Origin of the sequence: Ferrimonas sp. SCSIO 43195, assembly GCF_023716685.1 — a bacterium.
Taxonomy (GTDB): domain Bacteria; phylum Pseudomonadota; class Gammaproteobacteria; order Enterobacterales; family Shewanellaceae; genus Ferrimonas; species Ferrimonas kyonanensis.
Genome location: NZ_CP072679.1, coordinates 2,718,163 through 2,734,874, shown reverse-complemented (window position 1 = coordinate 2,734,874; position 16,712 = coordinate 2,718,163). Strand labels below are relative to the sequence as shown.

At 58.1% G+C, this 16,712-nt stretch carries 16 protein-coding genes; 10 read left to right on the top strand and 6 right to left on the bottom strand.

Features of this window, described 5'->3' with window-relative positions; translation table 11 throughout:
* Window positions 1-6 precede the first annotated feature (6 nt).
* The 4 genes from J8Z22_RS12805 (at window position 7) to J8Z22_RS12790 (ending at window position 5,117) form a co-directional block, all read left to right on the top strand.
* The gene (locus tag J8Z22_RS12805; RefSeq protein WP_252006669.1) at window positions 7-1,041 is read left to right on the top strand and encodes a proline racemase family protein; all 1,035 of its coding nucleotides are present in this window, start codon (window positions 7-9) and stop codon (window positions 1,039-1,041) included.
* 2 nt (window positions 1,042-1,043) lie between these two features.
* On the top strand, window positions 1,044-2,273 hold the full coding sequence (locus tag J8Z22_RS12800) for an FAD-binding oxidoreductase (RefSeq protein WP_252006668.1): 1,230 nt from the start codon (window positions 1,044-1,046) through the stop codon (window positions 2,271-2,273).
* A 306-nt stretch (window positions 2,274-2,579) separates the two neighbouring features.
* On the top strand, window positions 2,580-3,992 hold the full coding sequence (locus J8Z22_RS12795) for a DEAD/DEAH box helicase (RefSeq protein WP_035415231.1): 1,413 nt from the start codon (window positions 2,580-2,582) through the stop codon (window positions 3,990-3,992).
* A gap of 228 nt (window positions 3,993-4,220) precedes the next feature.
* Window positions 4,221-5,117, top strand: a complete 897-nt coding sequence (locus J8Z22_RS12790; protein WP_252006667.1) for a LysR family transcriptional regulator — start codon at window positions 4,221-4,223, stop codon at window positions 5,115-5,117.
* A 94-nt stretch (window positions 5,118-5,211) separates the two neighbouring features.
* On the opposite strand, the gene J8Z22_RS12785 is transcribed toward J8Z22_RS12790, so the two are convergent.
* The gene (locus tag J8Z22_RS12785; RefSeq protein ID WP_252006666.1) at window positions 5,212-6,138 is read right to left on the bottom strand and encodes a transporter; all 927 of its coding nucleotides are present in this window, start codon (window positions 6,136-6,138) and stop codon (window positions 5,212-5,214) included.
* A 476-nt stretch (window positions 6,139-6,614) separates the two neighbouring features.
* Between J8Z22_RS12785 and J8Z22_RS12780 the strand changes: the two genes are divergently transcribed.
* The 6 genes from J8Z22_RS12780 (at window position 6,615) to J8Z22_RS12755 (ending at window position 11,331) form a co-directional block, all read left to right on the top strand.
* A complete protein-coding gene (locus J8Z22_RS12780) occupies window positions 6,615-8,045 on the top strand; it encodes a reductive dehalogenase (protein ID WP_028111871.1) in 1,431 nt (476 codons plus the stop codon).
* Between the two features lie 12 nt (window positions 8,046-8,057).
* Complete coding sequence (locus tag J8Z22_RS12775) at window positions 8,058-8,336, top strand: hypothetical protein (RefSeq protein ID WP_028111872.1); 279 nt, start codon at window positions 8,058-8,060, stop codon at window positions 8,334-8,336.
* 62 nt (window positions 8,337-8,398) lie between these two features.
* Window positions 8,399-9,622 carry an FMN-binding protein gene (locus J8Z22_RS12770; RefSeq protein ID WP_252006665.1) on the top strand — a complete coding sequence of 408 codons (1,224 nt, stop codon included), beginning with the start codon at window positions 8,399-8,401 and terminating at the stop codon, window positions 9,620-9,622.
* Window positions 9,603-9,761 (top strand): hypothetical protein, encoded by a 159-nt coding sequence (locus J8Z22_RS12765; protein WP_252006664.1) that lies wholly within the window; start codon window positions 9,603-9,605, stop codon window positions 9,759-9,761. The genes J8Z22_RS12770 and J8Z22_RS12765 overlap by 20 nt, the downstream gene beginning before the upstream one ends.
* A 97-nt stretch (window positions 9,762-9,858) precedes the next feature.
* Window positions 9,859-10,584, top strand: a complete 726-nt coding sequence (locus J8Z22_RS12760) for a hypothetical protein (protein ID WP_252006663.1) — start codon at window positions 9,859-9,861, stop codon at window positions 10,582-10,584.
* A 183-nt stretch (window positions 10,585-10,767) separates the two neighbouring features.
* A complete protein-coding gene (locus J8Z22_RS12755; RefSeq protein WP_252006662.1) occupies window positions 10,768-11,331 on the top strand; it encodes a hypothetical protein in 564 nt (187 codons plus the stop codon).
* 122 nt (window positions 11,332-11,453) lie between these two features.
* Here the strand turns inward: J8Z22_RS12755 and J8Z22_RS12750 are convergent, their stop codons facing one another.
* From J8Z22_RS12750 to J8Z22_RS12730, 5 genes are read right to left on the bottom strand one after another with little or no spacing between them, the layout of a single operon-like run.
* The gene (locus J8Z22_RS12750; RefSeq protein WP_252006661.1) at window positions 11,454-12,632 is read right to left on the bottom strand and encodes a hypothetical protein; all 1,179 of its coding nucleotides are present in this window, start codon (window positions 12,630-12,632) and stop codon (window positions 11,454-11,456) included.
* Window positions 12,629-13,312, bottom strand: a complete 684-nt coding sequence (locus J8Z22_RS12745; RefSeq protein ID WP_252006660.1) for an ABC transporter ATP-binding protein — start codon at window positions 13,310-13,312, stop codon at window positions 12,629-12,631. Before J8Z22_RS12745 ends, J8Z22_RS12750 begins: the two co-directional genes overlap by 4 nt.
* A 1-nt stretch (window position 13,313) precedes the next feature.
* The gene (locus J8Z22_RS12740; RefSeq protein WP_252006659.1) at window positions 13,314-14,546 is read right to left on the bottom strand and encodes an FtsX-like permease family protein; all 1,233 of its coding nucleotides are present in this window, start codon (window positions 14,544-14,546) and stop codon (window positions 13,314-13,316) included.
* The gene (locus tag J8Z22_RS12735) at window positions 14,536-15,762 is read right to left on the bottom strand and encodes an ABC transporter permease (RefSeq protein WP_252006658.1); all 1,227 of its coding nucleotides are present in this window, start codon (window positions 15,760-15,762) and stop codon (window positions 14,536-14,538) included. Before J8Z22_RS12735 ends, J8Z22_RS12740 begins: the two co-directional genes overlap by 11 nt.
* Window positions 15,763-15,775: 13 nt before the next feature.
* Window positions 15,776-16,681 carry an outer membrane lipoprotein-sorting protein gene (locus J8Z22_RS12730; protein WP_252006657.1) on the bottom strand — a complete coding sequence of 302 codons (906 nt, stop codon included), beginning with the start codon at window positions 16,679-16,681 and terminating at the stop codon, window positions 15,776-15,778.
* Window positions 16,682-16,712 lie beyond the last annotated feature (31 nt).

Below are 16,712 nucleotides of genomic sequence, written 5' to 3'. Positions count from 1 at the left end.
CCGTTTATGCTCTCTCTGACCCTGCCGGCGCCATTGGCGGCCGAGGCTCTAACCACACTGGACGCCCACACCGAGGGTGAGCCGCTGCGGATCATTACCGGCGGCTATCCCCCGATCCCAGGTAGCACCATTCTGGAGAAGCGTCGCTACCTGCAGGTCCATCTGGATCACTACCGTCGGTTGTTGATGCATGAGCCCCGTGGTCACGCGGACATGTACGGTGCGCTGCTCACCGAACCGACCACCCTGGACGGTGATTTCGGGGTGTTGTTTCTGCATAACGAGGGTTACTCCAGCATGTGTGGTCATGGCATTCTGGCGGTGGTGCAGGCCGCGGCGAAATGCGGTTGGTTCAGCGTCACCGCCATGCCCGAAACCATCAATATCGATGCCCCGGCCGGACGGATTCAGGCTCAGGTGTGGCGCAACGGTGCCGGGGGCATCGAAGCCAGCTTCATCAACGTGCCATCCTGGGCCGAAGCCCTGGACTGTCGGGTCGAGGTGCCGGGACTGGGGACGGTGGGGTATGACATCGGTTTTGGCGGCGCCTACTACGCCTATGTGGATGCCGATGCGTTGGGGTTGAGTTGTGATCCGGAGCGGCTGCCGACGCTGATCAGCGCTGGGCGGGCGATCAAACAGGCGGTGATGGCGACGCACCCGCTGGCTCATCCTCAAGAAGCGGACCTCAGCTTTCTGTACGGCACCCTGTTTACTTCGGCCCGCACCCGGGATCCGGATTGCCACAGTCGTCATGTGTGTGTGTTTGCCGATGGCGAAGTGGACCGCAGTCCTACCGGAACCGGGGTTGCCGGTCGGGTGGCGCTGTTGCATGCCCGCAACCAGGTGGCATTGGGCCAACCCTTGATGATAGAGAGCATCGTTGGCGGTCGAATGACGGTCACGGCCACCGATGCCGTCGACTATCACGGCAAGGCGGCGCTGCTGCCTCGGGTCAGTGGCCGCAGTTGGATTACCGGTGAACATACCTTTGTGTTGGAGCCGGACGACCCGTTTTCTCAGGGATTTTTGTTGAGGTGACCATGGAACGCCCGCACACCTTTATCATTGGCGCTGGCATCATTGGCCTGACTCAGGCCTGGATTCTCTCTCAGGCCGGTGATCGGGTGACCGTCGTCGATCGGGATGAGCCGGGTCGCGGGGCTTCCTTTGGCAATGCCGGTCATTTCGCTACCGAGCAGGTATTTCCCCTGGCCGATCCGGCATTGCTGCCCCAGGTACCGGCGATGCTAATGGACCCCCTGGGGCCGTTTCGTATTCGTGGTGGTTATTTTCTCAAGGCGTTACCCTGGCTGATGCGATTTGTGGCCAACATGACGCCGGCGCGGCGCCGTCACAATCAGGCGGCCATAACCGCGCTCAACCGTCGAGCCATGGAAGATTGGCAAGGAGTGTTGGCTGAGTGCGGCCAGTCTCAGTGGTTGCAGCAGCAAGGGTCGTTGTTGGTCTACGAACAGACGGCCATCGCCGAGCAGCAGCGCCAGGCACGCACTTTTTCAGAGGCCGGTGTTATCTGTGACTGGCTGGACGCTGCGCAGCTGCATCAATTGGAACCGGGCTTGTCCTCGACCCTGTCCGGTGCGCTGTGGTTTCCCGAAACCGGTCACACCCTGGATCCCTATGGCGGGTGCCAGGGGCTGATGCAGACCCTATTGCAGCGTGGGGTCCGTTTTGAGCGGGGGCTGGTGACGGCCGTTACGCCCGAAGCGGCGATCACGCTGGCCGATGGCCGGCAATTTCATGGCGATCGGCTGGTGGTGGCCGCCGGCGCCTGGTCGGCGGCGTTAGCGGCCCAGTTGGGCTATCGGGTACCGCTGGAGGCGGAGCGAGGCTACCACCTGATGTTGACGCAGCACAGTGGCCTACGCCGGCCAGTGTCCTCGGCGGAGCGTAAGTTCATCATTACCCCGATGGCGGCGGGGACTCGGCTGGCAGGGACGGTGGAGTTTGCCGGGCGGGATGCGCCGATGAACCCCAGGCGTGCCGACATCCTGCTGCATCAAGGCAAGGCGCTGTTACCTCAGCTTAATGTTCGTCAGGGACAAGGGGAGCGCTGGATGGGCTGTCGACCTTCGCTGCCGGATTCGCTGCCGGTGATCGGCGGCTGCCATCATCGGCGCTGTTTCTTCAGTTTTGGCCATCAGCATTTGGGGCTGACCCAGGCCGCCACCAGTGCCAGATTGTTGGGACAACTGATGGCGGGGCAGGCGACGGATATTGATTTGGCCCCCTTTGCCATCGGTCGCTTCTGATCGCGTACCGTTTTCGAGCTTCTGGTCACAGCGGTCACAGGGAAGGCCTGTGGTGGTTGGTTCGCATTTTTAGCCTTTTATTCCTGCGCCATCACCTCAGGGGAATGACGGCGAGGACGTGTTTGTCGATAGAGGAGCCCCAGGCCTCTGCCTTTTAGCGGGTTGGGGGAGGGCATTATTGTTGCCCGGATTAGATAAAGATTGCGCCAATCGCCAAGAAAAGTCGGCAGTGTCCTCCGCTATCAGGTACACTTCGCGGTTCATTTGACGGCCGCTGTGGTCCGTCACAGCGAGAGAGCGCGATTTATGCAGTTTACTGAACTCGGTTTGTCCCAACCGATTCTTGATGCCGTAGCCGAACAGGGCTACGACACCCCGTCACCGATTCAGGCACAGGCCATTCCTGCGGTTCTGAACGGTCAGGACGTCATGGCGGCGGCACAGACCGGAACCGGAAAAACCGCTGGGTTCACCCTGCCGATTCTGCATCGTCTGGCCGATGGCCAGCGTGCCCGCAGCAATAAGTGCCGGGCATTGGTTCTCACCCCGACCCGCGAGCTGGCGGCCCAGGTGCAGGAGAGCGTCGAAAAGTACGGCAAAAATACGCCGCTGCGTTCGGCGGTGGTGTTTGGCGGGGTCAGCATTAATCCGCAGATGACGGCACTTCGCAAAGGGGTAGACGTACTGGTGGCGACCCCGGGTCGGTTGCTGGATCTGTATCAGCAAAACGCGGTCCGATTTGACCAGCTGGAAGTGTTGGTGCTGGATGAAGCCGACCGCATGCTGGACATGGGCTTTATTCGCGACATCAAGAAGATTCTGGCGCTACTGCCGGCCAAACGGCAGAATTTGCTGTTTTCGGCCACCTTCTCCGAAGAGATTCGCGATCTGGCCAAAGGCCTGGTGCACAACCCGGTGGAGATCTCGGTAACGCCACGCAATGCGGCGGCCAAGACCGTCGAGCAGATGGTGCATCCGGTGGACAAGAAGCGTAAATCGGCGCTGCTGGCGCAACTGATTACCGACAATAAGTGGCAGCAGGTGCTGGTGTTTACTCGTACCAAGCACGGGGCCAACCGCCTGACCCGTTACCTGGAAGAGCGTAAGATCACCGCCGCGGCGATTCATGGTAATAAAAGCCAGGGCGCCCGCACCAAGGCGTTGGCGAATTTCAAATCCGGCGATGTTCGCGCGCTGGTGGCGACCGACATTGCCGCCCGTGGCCTGGACATCGATCAACTGCCCCAGGTGGTGAATTTTGACTTGCCCCAGGTAGCGGAAGATTACGTCCACCGCATTGGCCGAACCGGCCGAGCCGGCGCCTCCGGCCATGCTGTCTCTCTGGTGTGTGCCGATGAGATTGAGCAGTTAGTGGCCATCGAGCAGTTGATTCAACGTCACCTGGATCGCCAGGTAATGCCGGGCCACGAGCCTACGCATGAGTTGCCGGACTCCAAGGCGATTCGTCCTCCGAAAAGTAAAAAGCCGAAGAAGCCCCGTCCTCAAAGAGAGGGCGAGCGTGCTGGCGGTGAGGGGGCAAAACCCCGTCGCCGTAAGCCTGGCGCCAACCGCGGTAGTCAAGGCAATCACTCTGGCGACACTAAGCCCGCTGGTCAACGGCGTCGCAGTGGCGGCAACCGGGGGAACGCTAAGCCATCGGCCAATGCCTCCGGCAATCGTCGCTCAGGCAATCGCGCAGACGTGAACGGCAACCGCTGAATCTAAAACGCGACCACATCAAGGCGGCCCTCAGGCCGCCTTTTTGTTGCGCTGTTCCTCGCTGGTTTTGTGTGAGCTACTGCAGTTATTTTGAAAACTGCTGTCTGGCTCCTGTTTTAGGGGGGCCAACACCGCGCCGAGTCGAATAAAGCCGGCAGTGGATCACGCTATCGATGTCCGCTTTAGCGCATCATGGCGGCAGAGTTTTGCTACCTTACCCGACCCATTATGAAGACAGAAGATCTGGCCCTGTTCAGCGCCGTCGTTGAGCATGGCAGCCAAAGCGAAGCCGCTCGCATCCTCGGCGTTCCGGTTTCCAAAGTCTCCCGGCGCATCGCTCAGTTGGAGCAACACCTTGGCTGCCGGTTGCTGGAGCGGACCCACCGGGGACTGACGGTAACCGAGGCTGGAGAAGCGGTGCTGGAGCGGTGCCGGGTTATTCTCTGTGAAGTGGATGAGCTGGAGTTGAGCGTCGGCCGGTTGCAGGGGCGGCCCGAAGGGGCCATTACCGTGGCGGCGCCGTTGGATTTCATTAACCTGGTGTGCCGACCGGCACTGATGCGTTTTCATCAGCAGTTTCCCGACCTGCAGTTGAAATTCATCTCCTACCAGAGTCGGCAGAGCCCGATGGAGGTGCAGGCGGATCTGGTGTTTTTTGTCGGCCATGAGAGCCCGCCGGATTGCTCTATGGTGGCGCGTAAACTGACTACGGTTGAGCGGTGTTTTATTGCCAGTCCGGAGTTTGTCCGTCGCCACCCTCAGTTGGTCCACCCCAGGCAATTAGGCCAGTATCCCTGCCTGCTGTCTGCCAAGGGCACCAAGTCAGCCCGAAGTTGGCTTTGGCACGACGCCGATGGCCTCCATGAGGTGGAGGTTAATGGACCGCTGGAATCGGAGATCAATGAGTTGTGTATCTCGGCGGCAGAAGATGGCCTCGGTATCGCCTGGGTGGCCCCGGCGATGTGTCAACGGCAACTGCGGCAGGGACGATTGGTGAAGCTATTTGATGGTCGGTACGGCACCGGAATTACCACTTGGGGATTGTACTCTTGCCGACACTATATGCCGCACCGAGTGCGGGTGGTGCTGGATTTCTTTGCTCAAGAGTTTAAGCAAGTGGATTAATAGGGTTAGAGAATAGTCACCATTATAATTATGGGCAGGGGCAGCCAGTTGGTACTTTGTCATTAAAGCACCAACTGGTTTAGTATTTTTAGCTCTAGAATGACTTGGTGAAGGTTAATACTGCAGACGAACCTTCGGTGGTATTTTTTGTTTCAAGCTCTTTGACGTAGCGGAAGTTAACTTGCATTAGCCAGGGCAGATAGAAAGCATTTATTTCGGCGCCCAAACCGAATGCTCGTTTTCTCTCATTGGCAATTGTTCCATGTCCATCTTTGCTATCATCGCTAATCTGCCAAGACGCGCAATAACTGAAGCCCGGTTGTAACAACCAGGTGTGATCAATACTGAATTCCTTTCCTAATCCACCCTCAATAATAAATTCAGCCCCGGGACGGATATCGGTATCTTCCTGCTTACCGTTAATCAGGGTGCGCGTTAGGGCGCTAAACGACCAGGATTTTTGCTCGTCCAGATAATAGGTCGCGCCTGCTGATAGCATCCCCGACCAATACCCAAACCCGGGGTTTACCGCCTGGCGGGCATCGAAGTCGCCGCTGGGCGCAATCACCGCCAGGGCAAAGGCGGCATCGAATCGTTCTTTAAACCAAAACAGGGACAGGGGCTCGATGACAATGTCGCCCATAGCCAGACTATGGCTGTCATTGACGCCGAGTGGCTCGATGGAGAGTTCTTTGTCAATCAGTGGGATCAGTACATTATAGCCCCAGTTGGCGCCAAACAGTTTGGTGTCGGTAACCTGAACAAACCTGTGCACCTGGGCAAACAGATCCAGGTTGAAATCCAGGCCGCTGTCCTGACCGGCATTATTGGTTTGGGTGTCAGCGCTGTAGAGCGTGTTGTACAGGCGGTAATGGAGACCGGGAGGTGGCGCGGTAGCGGCTTTGACGCCTTCGGCGCCCATGGGATAATGGGAGCCCGAGGTGGCGGCGGCGACCGGGGCCGATGATACTAGGGCGGCGAGCGTCAACCAAGTCGTCATGCTGGTCGTGGATGTGTGCATATCGATTCCTGTTAGTGGCAGAATGAGCGCTGAAGTGCGTCATCCTTGTTCATTTCATCAACCTAGTGGTGCTTATAAGCTGTCGACAATATATTGCAGACGCCATTTTTATTAGCCTTGCTTTAATCAATTTATATTGAAGGCAGAAACAAAATAGAAACCTTGTTCTCTGAGGTCAACCATTGAAATATTTCTGGAACCGTTCGTATTTAATTTTATTTCCTGTGGCGATGCTGATTGTTGTAAAAAATAAAGCTTTCGGATAAGACCTGTCATACGAGCGTGGTCTTATTGTGATTGTGACGGTTGTTTTTACTTGGTTGTGATGCCGGTCACTGCCGTAAAAAGCAGGCTGTGCAATTTTTGCAAAGCCAGTTCTCAATTGTTGATGTACCGTGTTTTTAATTCACTCTATACACTTTTGAACTCATAGATTGATATTGGTATTAACCAGTTTCTGAGTGAAGGTGAAAATAATGAGTGAACAACAACAGCCTGTTGATGAGCCTAATGTTGATGAGCGGCGTCGCCAACTGTTAAAGCTGAGTGCCGGCACTGTCGCCGGTGTCGGCGTGGTCGCGGGGGCCGGAGCCTGGGTTAAGGGCCGTATGGAAGGCATTGAGCACGATGGGTTTCCCAACGAGATCAGTGCCGATTTCAAGCCCATGGATCAGCGCAACGTCAACCAGACTTATGCCATTAGCAAGAAACTTCAGGCGCAACATCCGGAGCGTAATCTGAACTTCGGCGTCGAGAGCCTGGGGCCAATCCAACCCGGTGAAAAGCCCATGCATATGGGCGAGGCGTTTCACCGTTTCCTGACCGGGGCCGAGCGCTACGATAACGACAAGATAGGCTACACCCAGTTGGATTATGCCCTGGAGGAAGCCTGCTGGCATGGCTCCATGTCGTTGGCGCCGCTGGTGCAGGCCGGTGTTCCGGGCCAGGGGATCCTGAGTTGGGACCAGTCAGATGTTCATGAGCACAAGTACCCCTTCAAGGATTCGGTCGAGAAGGTCAGCGCCATTAAAACCGCCGCTAAAACCATTGGCGCGGCAAGGGTGGGCATCTGCCGCCATGATCCTCGCTGGGACTACAACCCCTTGTATCATGCGCTAACGGAGCAGACGCTGACCTGGGAGGAGGATTTCCCGTTCAAGCCCAAGAGCGTCATCGTGATGATTGTCCCCATGGATTATGAAGCGATCGCCTGTGCGCCGATGATCCCCCAGTCTGCCACCGCCGCGCAAGGCTACAGCAACATCGCCATGTTGGCCGGGCAGATGGCCAAGTTTATTCGGGGCCTGGGTTTCCAGGCGGTGGGCGCCACCAATGACCTGGGTAACTCCGTGGCGTATGCCATTTCCGCCGGCCTGGGTGAAGGGTCCCGCAACGGTGCCATGGTGGCACCGAATCTGGGTCCCCGGATTCGTATCTGCAAGGTGTACACCGATCTGGAGCTGGATGAGCTGGCGTACGACAAGCCGCGCACTTTCGGTATTCAGGAGTTCTGCGAGAACTGTAAGCGTTGTGGTGAGGCCTGCCCCTCCGGAGCCATCTGCATGGACGACAAACCCTCCATGGGACCCACCTACCCGGGAGGCGACGATCCAGAGTACACCTGGGACGTGAATAAAGGCGTGCGCAAGTTTTACAGCGATCCCAAAAAATGCCTCAAGTTCTGGGCCGACAATGGCGGTGACTGCGGTGCCTGTATTGCTGCCTGTCCGTGGAATAAACCGGATTTCTGGCACCACCGCCTGATTGATGCCTCCAACACCTTTACCGGCGGCACCGTGCATGGGTTGATGACCAAGGCCGACATCCTGTTTGGCTACGGCAACGTCAATGATGAAAAAGCGGTGATCAAGTTCTGGAAGAGCGGCTTTAGCGGCGACTTTACCTAAGGAGATACAACAATGATGGGATTAATGTGGTACCTGATGGGCATGGCCACCACCGGCGCCGTGTGGGGATATGTTGCTCTTAATGGCCGTTACCGCCTGAACGGAAAAGCCCACCTGGGACTGGCGTCCAGCTTCGCCCTGGCCTGGCTGTGCGTAGGTTGGTCGTGGGGCTCGTTTGCCGAGGGTGAACCTCAGTCTGGCGCCATGGGCCTGATCTGTTTTGGTCTGCCGACGCTGATTGTGGTGGCGTTCAGTTGGCGCAACTACATCCGCCCCTGGAAGCGGGCCTAACCCGTTTTGTCTCAATGTGCCTTCGGCTCGGAGTCGAAGGCACACTACTGTTAAGGAACTCTATGTCTCAACGGTTCTCAAGGTCGGCGAACGGGCAGGCTGGCCGCTTGCCCTGGCTGACGGTGGCGAGTTGGCTGTCCCTGGTCATCGCGTTTGCTGTGGGTCTGGTCTGGCAGCAGCCGAACTATCAGGGGTTGCTGCAGCAGGCCTTTCCTCAGGGCAAACTCACCCGCATCGAAGGGGCCCAAGGGGATCAATACCGGCTTGAGCAGCAGGGGGAAACCACACTGGTCAGCCTGGCTGAGTCTCAGGGCTATGGCGGGCCGATGTCGGTGGCGGTGACCATCGGGGCCAATGGCCGGATTGTGGCGACCCATCTGCTGCAGCACAAAGAAACACCGGGATACATCTTCCGATTTAACGAAGGTAAGTACTATCGTCAGTTCTCCGGTCAGCCGGTTAACCATAATTTTCGCCTGGGTGACGACATCGATGCCTTAAGTGGGGCAACCCTGACATCCCGGGGGTTAGCGACTGCCGTGCGTCAGGCGGCTCACAACAGCGTGGATCATTTCGGCTTGCCGGAGAGCTGGCAGGAGCCTGGGTTTGATGCCGGCATCAAGGAGTTGTTGGCGGCTCTGCTGTTTGCGGCGGCGTTGATGAACAAACGGGTGCCGCGACAGCACCAGAAACGCTTCAATCAGGCACTGTCGGTCGCGTCGGTGGGGTTGATCGGTTACTGGCTTAACTCGGCGCTGTCCATTGCGCTGATTGGCTCGTTGCTGCTTGGCTATCTGCCGTCGCCACAGCAGCATCTGTTGTGGTACATCATGCTGGTGGGGACCCTGGGTGCCATCCTGTTTCTGGGTCGAAACGTGTATTGCAGTCAGTTGTGCCCGTTTCACCAGATACAGCGGTGGCTGCATCGCCTCAGTGGCATGAATCTGGCGCTCTATCCCTGGTTAAAGCAGCGCATCAAGTGGCTGACCAACGGCTTGCTGTGGCTGTCATTGATGCTGATTTTTCTGTCGCGGACGCCGGCCATAGGCTCTTACGAGCCGTTCTCGATGCTGTTTTCACTGGATGGGCTGGGGGTGCAGTGGTACATCCTGCCGCTGAGCCTGTTTGGCGCTTTTCTGGTGAGCGATTTCTGGTGCAAGTTGTTGTGCCCGTTGGGTCGTTTCCTGAGTTATGGGCTTGAGCTTAGGGCCAGGACCCTGCAAAAGGTTAAGAAGCGTCAGCGTATCGCCATTAAGGAGGTTGGACGTGAAACCCCATCCCGATAATCGCCGGGCCACAGCCCGAACATCCTCAGGCCGACGCCAACCGGCTAATGGAACCGAGTGCCTGGCAACCGGCCTGATGTTGGCGTTGACCCTGATGGTCATCGGCCTGTTTTTCTGGCAACAGTGGTGGCCCTGGTAAAGGCCGCCTTGGGCTGAGTCCGGCCGATTTAAACGTCGGGCTTAGCGCCGGCTATGGCAGACCATGGCCGTCTTGAACCATTTGGGAGCGAATCGGTATGTCCAGGCAGTTTCTGGAAACCAAGATGAGGGCCCGGCTTCGTGCGCTGCGCGATGACCTTGGAGTCCGGGATGTGTGTTACTGCTATGACGTGACCACGCCGGAGCAGTGGCGCAGTCGCCTGAAAACTCACGATCGATTTTTGAAGAGTTTTGTCAAACGACGTCAGCTGTTTGCCAGCTCCGAGTCCGCAGTGACTCTGTGGCGACGCAAGACGGCCCTGTTTGCCAATGAGGGCAGCCAGTTCTCGCAATTGTTTTCCCAGGAATGCTACGTCTGGCCTGAGGCGCTGTTCTCGCCGCGGCTGAAACGGCAACTGTCGGGGCTGGGCGTGGCGTCGATGGTGACCGTCTCCGTGCCTTGCGTGTTGACTAGCCGTTTTTGTGGTCGCTTTACCTTGATGTTGCAAGGGCCGGTTCAGGTGGCGTATCTGCAAACCCACTATGAACAGGTGAAACGGCAGTTGCAGAGCGAACAGCTGGCCATCGCCGCCGACCATGGTATCGACATCAACCCTTTGCTCGATTACAACATCGTCAACCCGGTTTCCGCCTGCGTGCTTGACAGTCTGGCTCAGGGGGAGGACCGTGGTCAGGTCTCCCGTCAATTAAATCTGACCCTGCGGGGGGTGGATTACCACATTGGCATATTGAAAGAGGTGTTTCAGGCCCGCACCATTGCCCAGCTTATGGCCCAGGCAGTGCGTCATCGGCTGGTGATATAACATCGGTGAGTTGATGCTCTGGAGTATGACTTCGGCCCGGGAAAAACGTCAGGCTATGAGCTTCCGTTGTTAATTATTACAACTTCGATTGGTTGCCGAACTGAGGCTCTACTACGCTCTCATATTGCTGTGATGTCCGTGAGCGGACGGTCGACGTTTAATGAGTGTGGATGGAGAAAGATAATGAACAGACTCTTTATGCTTGCCACGATTGTATCATTAATCATGCTTGGAGGTTTCGAGGCCCAGGCCAAGGATAGGGGCGCAGGAAAGCACTGGGTACTGAACCTGGTTGGATCGGGAGCAATGTATGAAAGTACGGTACCTGATATCGATGGTGATGGCCATGATGACGCCGCTATCTGTTTTGATGTCGAATTGTATGATGCCAACAACCGCCGGCTGGTCGGAACGGCGACCGATTGCCTCTCCATGGTGACTCCGGTTGGGACCGGGATTTCGTTGGTTGGCACCACTTACTTCCATCTTCCTCAGGGGACATTGGTCACCCGTGGCAACACTACAGTGCAGCCGGTGATTCAAAACACCATGACGCCGTCCGGGCAGATGATCACCCACATTACCGGCGCCTCGGGGACGGGGAACGCCATTTTGTGGGGAAGCAATCGCTTTGCCGGTGCCATGGGGACGGTGCGGCTCTCCGGAATGGTGGATATGACTAATTTTGCCGGTAACCCCGGAGACCCTATCGTCTTTGATTGTCTGTTTGTTATCGATCTGTATTAACAGGGGAGTCCATTGGTCGGTGGCTGACCCCCTGAGGTGGAACAGCGAAGGCTGGATCAGATGTTGATAAGCCATTGTTCCTACCACCCGGCCGATGCATCCACTCGCGGCAACGATGGTGGTCAAAAATTCCATCGGATCAGGCCGTAGAGCAAGGTGGCTGGCGTGTTGGCAAACAGGGCATCTCCCCGACCGTCGAAGCGCTGCACTATGGCTTGCAGGGTCCAGTTTTCAGCCAGTGAGTAGCTGCTACTGGCGCCCAGAAAGTAGGAGTGGTCCTGATAGTAGCTGGCGGACAGGGTTAATCGCCACAGTGGCGACAGGTCGACGCCGGATTCCAGATAGCCGGTCCATTCGGTAAAACTGAGACTGCGGACAGTCAGTGGTTGGCTCAGGTAGTCGCTGCCGCTATCGATGGCCAGGGGATTGGAGAGATGCAGCAGTGCCCCTTTCAGGCTCCAGTTCCGCTGGCTGGCAAAGTTGAAATCCCCCTCCAGGCTGCTGACACTGGTCGCCGATTGTGGCTGGCCCTGCCACTGACTATCGATGGGATCCAGCCAGCTGAGCTCGGCACGGACGCCGGCGCCGCCGACGTCGCCGGCCAGCCCGGCGCCTACCACTCTGTCGCGACGAGACTTGGCCAACAGCAGTTGCCAGTCCCAGCCGCCGGCATTGCTCAGGTAGCGGCCGGCGTAGCTGTCGAGGCTGGCCTCGTCGTCGGGGTTGTACACCAGGTTCCACTCGCTAGCGAAGCCCAGCTTTCGGCTCAATTGCACCGCATCACTGCCAGGACGCTCCGGGTAGTCGACGTCATAGATGGAGTAGCTGTTGAACAGGTCATTGGGATTCCAGACCGTGGTCATGCCCCAGTTGATGCGAAACCGACCTCCCTGCAACTGCCAGCGATCGTTGTGCCAGTCCAGATAGAGCCGATCCAGGCTGGTGGTGGCGATTACCGAGCTGTTGTCTATCCAGTTGCCGCTGAGATCCCAATAGCCGTTGTCGTTGCCGACGGTGTCATTGAACCCAGGCAGTTCATTGCTGTCCCCAGCGAGCACTCGGTTGCGCATTCCCACCTTGATCCGCAACTGATCGCTGAACCGGTGTTCGACATTCAGCCTGTGGTGCAGCAGGTGATCCAGCAGTGAATTGTGGTCGTCGGGCAGGGTGGTGGTAGCCATGTAAGACAGGTAGCCGTCCACAGTCCAGGGCGTCTCCGGCGTCAAGCCGGGAATGGGGCTTGCTTGCAGCGCAGTCGGCAGCAGTGCCGTCAAAGCCAGAGTCACGCCTCTTGCGATCACTGATTGCGATCCTCGGTCAGGCGACCGTCCTCGATGACCAACACTCGCTTGGCCCGGGTGATCACCCGGGGATCGTGGGTAGAGAAGATAAAGGTGGTGCCTTCGGTTTCATTGAGCGCCTGCATGATGTCCAGCAACTCAGCGGTGCTGCGGGCATCCAGGTTGGCGGTGGGTTCATCGGCCATGATAAAACGCGGCCGTGGGGCCAGTGCTCGTGCCACCGCAACCCGTTGTTGCTGTCCCCCCGACAGCTTTGCCGGGGGCTTATTCAGGTGGTCTTTCAGGCCGACCTGAATCAACAGTTCGGTGGCGCGGCGTCGGCATTCCTGCTGACTGCGTCCCTGCAGTTGCATCACAAACTCCACGTTTTCCAGTGCCGACAGCACAGGCAACAGGCTGTAGTCCTGAAAGATAAAACCGACGTGGTCACGCCGAAAGGCGATCAATGCCTGTTGGCTCAGTTCGGTGATGGCCTGGCCGTCGATGTCGACCCGGCCCGAAGTGGGGGTGTCGATGCCGCCCATCATATTCAGCAGCGTGGTTTTGCCGGATCCTGACGGGCCCATGACGGCCACAAATTCGCCCTGTTCAATCACCAGCGACAGGTGATCGACCGCGTGCACCGGAAAGTCGGTATCGGCGTGGTAGGTTTTGCACAGTTCGGTGACAGTGATGGTCATGTCAGTGTTTCTCCGCCATGGCGTCCACGGGGCGCTGTTTCAGTATGTGCCAGGCCGGGTACAGGGCCGCGAGAATGCTGGCGATGACCACGGTCAGGAAGATAAACCGGTATTCCGCTGGAGTAACCTGGGGGTAGAGCAGGGTATCGACACCAAAGGCATTGAGCCCCTCGGCCAGATTTCCCAGGGCAATGCCGGTGTAGGACAGCAGGGCGATAACCCCCATGCTGACGACGATGCCGATGACGCCGCCGCACAACCCCAGCAGCGACGACTCGGCGATGATCAGGGCGAACACCTTGTGTTTTTGCATGCCAACGGCCATCAGCACCCCAAACTCCCGGGTCCGTTCAAACACCGACATCAGCATGATATTGACGATCCCAAAGCCCATGGCGATCACGTAGATGGCCAGGATAATGGCATTGCTGGTGCCGCTTTGGGCCAGAATCGATGCCAATAATGGTTGAATCTGCTGCCAGTCTCGTATTCGGTTATCCGGGTTGGTGTGTTGCTGCAGCGCGTCGCGCAGTGCCTGCAGGGCGGCGATGTTGCGGTAATCCTTGTCCGCCAGTCGTATGGCGATTTGGTGAATCCCCTGACCGCCGGCCAGGGCCTGAAGATCGTCGATGCGCACAAACAGGTTGTTGTCATCAAAGGCCGATGAAGGGGTGCGATACAGGCCTCGAACCCGAAAGGCGGCCCCGGACACCTCACCGTGGGCATCGGTAAACGTCAGCACCACCTTGGACCCCAGGGTCAGTTTCAGCCGTTGGGCGGTTTTGCTGGATACCACCACCGGATGGCGACCTTGGGCATCCAGCCATTGCCCCTGGAGAATGTGACTGGCGATGGGGGTGACCGCCGCTTCACTGTCCGCATCGACGCCATTGATGCGCACGCCGCGAGTGGCTCGGGCCGAGGCCACCATGCCTTCGGCCAGGTAACGGCCGGAGCTGGCGGCGACCTCGGCCTGTTGGTTCAGGTGCTGCAGCAGTGCTTGCGGCGCAATCAGGGTGTCGTTGATATCGGGATTGTCGATGTAGCCGGTTCGCTGCACCTGCAGGTGACTGGTTTGCCAGGCGATGGCGTTTTCTATCATGTTGGCGTACATGCTGCTGAGAAACCCCATCAAGATCACCACCCCCACCAGGCCAAATACCATGGCACTGAGCATGATGCCGGTCCGCAGGCGGTTGCGCCACAGGTTGCGCCAGGCCAGCTTAATGATCATTGCCGCCTCCCTTTAGCGCCTGAACCAGATTGAGGCGATACACCCGCCACAGCGGATAGGCCAGACACAGACTCAGGAGCCCCAGTACGATCAGGACTTGATTGACCACCAGTCGGGGCGACAACAACACCGGCAGCAGCGGGTCCCACCCCATCTCCATCACCATTTGAGCCGCGTCTCCGGTCAGGCTGAGGGGATGGTAGGCAAACCATAACAGCAGCGGTGTGGCGATGGCCAACCCCAGCAATACACCGACCAGCGCCAACAGTCCGGACTCGATGATGACCAGCAGTAACAGCTGCCGTCGTACCATACCGGTGGCCAGCATCACGCCGAATTCCCGCTGCCGTTCCAGAATCATCATCACCAGGGTGGCAAATAAGCCAAAGCCGACCACGCCGTACAGCAGGTAGATCATAAACAGGCCGCCGGCCCGATCCATCTGAATCTGTTGTGCCATCTCCGGGGACAGAGCCTGCCAGTCCCATACTGCCGCGTCGGGGTAGTGGCCTCGAAGCGCGTCTGTGACTGCCGGCAATTGGGCCAGGCTGTGGGTGTGCAACACCCAGTTGCTCACCCGGTCTTCGCAGCCGTACAACCGCTGAGCCAGTGACAGGGGCATGTACACCAGTTGGTTATCGATACCGGCCATGGGAAAACTGAGTATTCCGCGAATGGGAAACAGGCCGGCGGCGGTCTGGCCGTGGTAGCCCTGGCCATAGAGGACCAGTTGATCGCCAACCGACAACGACAGGTAGCGTGCCAGCCCTTCGCCGATGAGCACCCCCTGATCGTCCTGGCTCAGATAGTGGCCCTCGGTCAGGCGCTTGTCCACCTTGGCGTAATCGGCTTCAGCCTGAGGTTGGCCCCCCATGACCATCACGCCTTTCGAGCGGCTGGCCCCGGCGGCCAGGGCAAACGACTCCAGTCGTGGCAGGGCATGGCTGATGCCGTCGATGGCCTTGGCCGGGGCAATGAAGGCCGGTGTGCCGGGCAGCAGATCGTCGATGCTGTGGCTCTCTTTGAACTCCGGGTGTTGAAGTTGCAGCAGCCCGGTGGAAAAGCGGGCGGCGTTATCGATGTTGTTGGCGTAGGTGCCTTCCTGAAGGCTGCGGGTGGTTAGCGACAACAGCAGCGCCAACGCCAGGGCGGAGGCGGTCAGCAGAGTTCGACGTTTCTGGCGCCACAGGTTGCGCCAGGCCAGAGTGACTAGCATCGTGGCTCCTGAGTCAGTCCCGCAGGGATTTCATTTGCGATTGGGAGAAGAAGCCGTCGTCGATGGCAAAATCAAACTGGGCCCGGTGGGTGATGATCTCGGTTCTCTGTCCCGGTTTGTCCGCCGGAATCATCTCCAGCCGGGTGGCCACCGCCCTTCCTCCGAGGGTTTTGATGTCGTAGCTGTTCATGGTGTTGATCAACTCGTCAAACTCGTCATAGAACGCCAGTTTGCGCTGTAGGTAGTTGTCTTTGGCTATCCACAGCCTTACCTTGCTCCAGACTACCGGCGCCTGCGGTTTGGCGATGGCGTCAATGATCCAGCAGTCACTGCCATCGATGAGGGCGGAGTCCACCAGTTGGTGGTGATAATCGACCACAATCGAGGATTGGTTGATAAGATCATCGTTGGTGAAATCGGAGCCCATCCAGGATTGCCCCAGCATCGAGGGCGCAATCTTAATGACCCGCTCGATGCTGGGAATCCAGTTCCACATCTCACGCTGTCGCTTCAGGGATGCGCTGCCCTTGTCCTTGGCGGGCGCGGTCACCAGCACCAGTGATAACTCCAGCCCTTTGCTCCAGCTTTTCATGCGCATGCTTCGTTGCCAGTCCGGACGAATGATCGACATGGTCATCTCGGTGTAACTGGAATCCCCACGCAGTTGCTGATCCGACTGGCGCACGATGTCGGTGGCGGTTTGGGCCTGAATGGCTATGGAAAACAAACAGGCGAACAGCAGGGCGATGGGGCGCAGGTTTCCAAGTCTTAATTGAGACAGTAACGGGCGCTCAAGGGCGCCAATAGCCACCAAGTCCTGAGTCTGTGTGACTCGGTAGCCGGGTCGAAAAAGCAGCCTGTGTGCGCCACTGAGCAGATCGCGATGGCGACCATGGCCTCGTTGGTTCGACTTGCCCATCTGACCTCCTGTCCAGGATGTGTATTCACTA

Coding starts and splice junctions, on each gene's coding strand:
- J8Z22_RS12800 (WP_252006668.1), top strand. CDS start 1,044: ATGGAACGCCCGCACACCTTTATCATTGGCGCTGGCATCATTGGCCTG.
- J8Z22_RS12760 (WP_252006663.1), top strand. CDS start 9,859: ATGTCCAGGCAGTTTCTGGAAACCAAGATGAGGGCCCGGCTTCGTGCG.
- J8Z22_RS12790 (WP_252006667.1), top strand. CDS start 4,221: ATGAAGACAGAAGATCTGGCCCTGTTCAGCGCCGTCGTTGAGCATGGC.
- J8Z22_RS12785 (WP_252006666.1), bottom strand. CDS start 6,138: ATGCACACATCCACGACCAGCATGACGACTTGGTTGACGCTCGCCGCC.
- J8Z22_RS12755 (WP_252006662.1), top strand. CDS start 10,768: ATGAACAGACTCTTTATGCTTGCCACGATTGTATCATTAATCATGCTT.
- J8Z22_RS12775 (WP_028111872.1), top strand. CDS start 8,058: ATGATGGGATTAATGTGGTACCTGATGGGCATGGCCACCACCGGCGCC.
- J8Z22_RS12770 (WP_252006665.1), top strand. CDS start 8,399: ATGTCTCAACGGTTCTCAAGGTCGGCGAACGGGCAGGCTGGCCGCTTG.
- J8Z22_RS12730 (WP_252006657.1), bottom strand. CDS start 16,681: ATGGGCAAGTCGAACCAACGAGGCCATGGTCGCCATCGCGATCTGCTC.
- J8Z22_RS12745 (WP_252006660.1), bottom strand. CDS start 13,312: ATGACCATCACTGTCACCGAACTGTGCAAAACCTACCACGCCGATACC.
- J8Z22_RS12795 (WP_035415231.1), top strand. CDS start 2,580: ATGCAGTTTACTGAACTCGGTTTGTCCCAACCGATTCTTGATGCCGTA.
- J8Z22_RS12740 (WP_252006659.1), bottom strand. CDS start 14,546: ATGATCATTAAGCTGGCCTGGCGCAACCTGTGGCGCAACCGCCTGCGG.
- J8Z22_RS12805 (WP_252006669.1), top strand. CDS start 7: ATGCTCTCTCTGACCCTGCCGGCGCCATTGGCGGCCGAGGCTCTAACC.
- J8Z22_RS12735 (WP_252006658.1), bottom strand. CDS start 15,762: ATGCTAGTCACTCTGGCCTGGCGCAACCTGTGGCGCCAGAAACGTCGA.
- J8Z22_RS12780 (WP_028111871.1), top strand. CDS start 6,615: ATGAGTGAACAACAACAGCCTGTTGATGAGCCTAATGTTGATGAGCGG.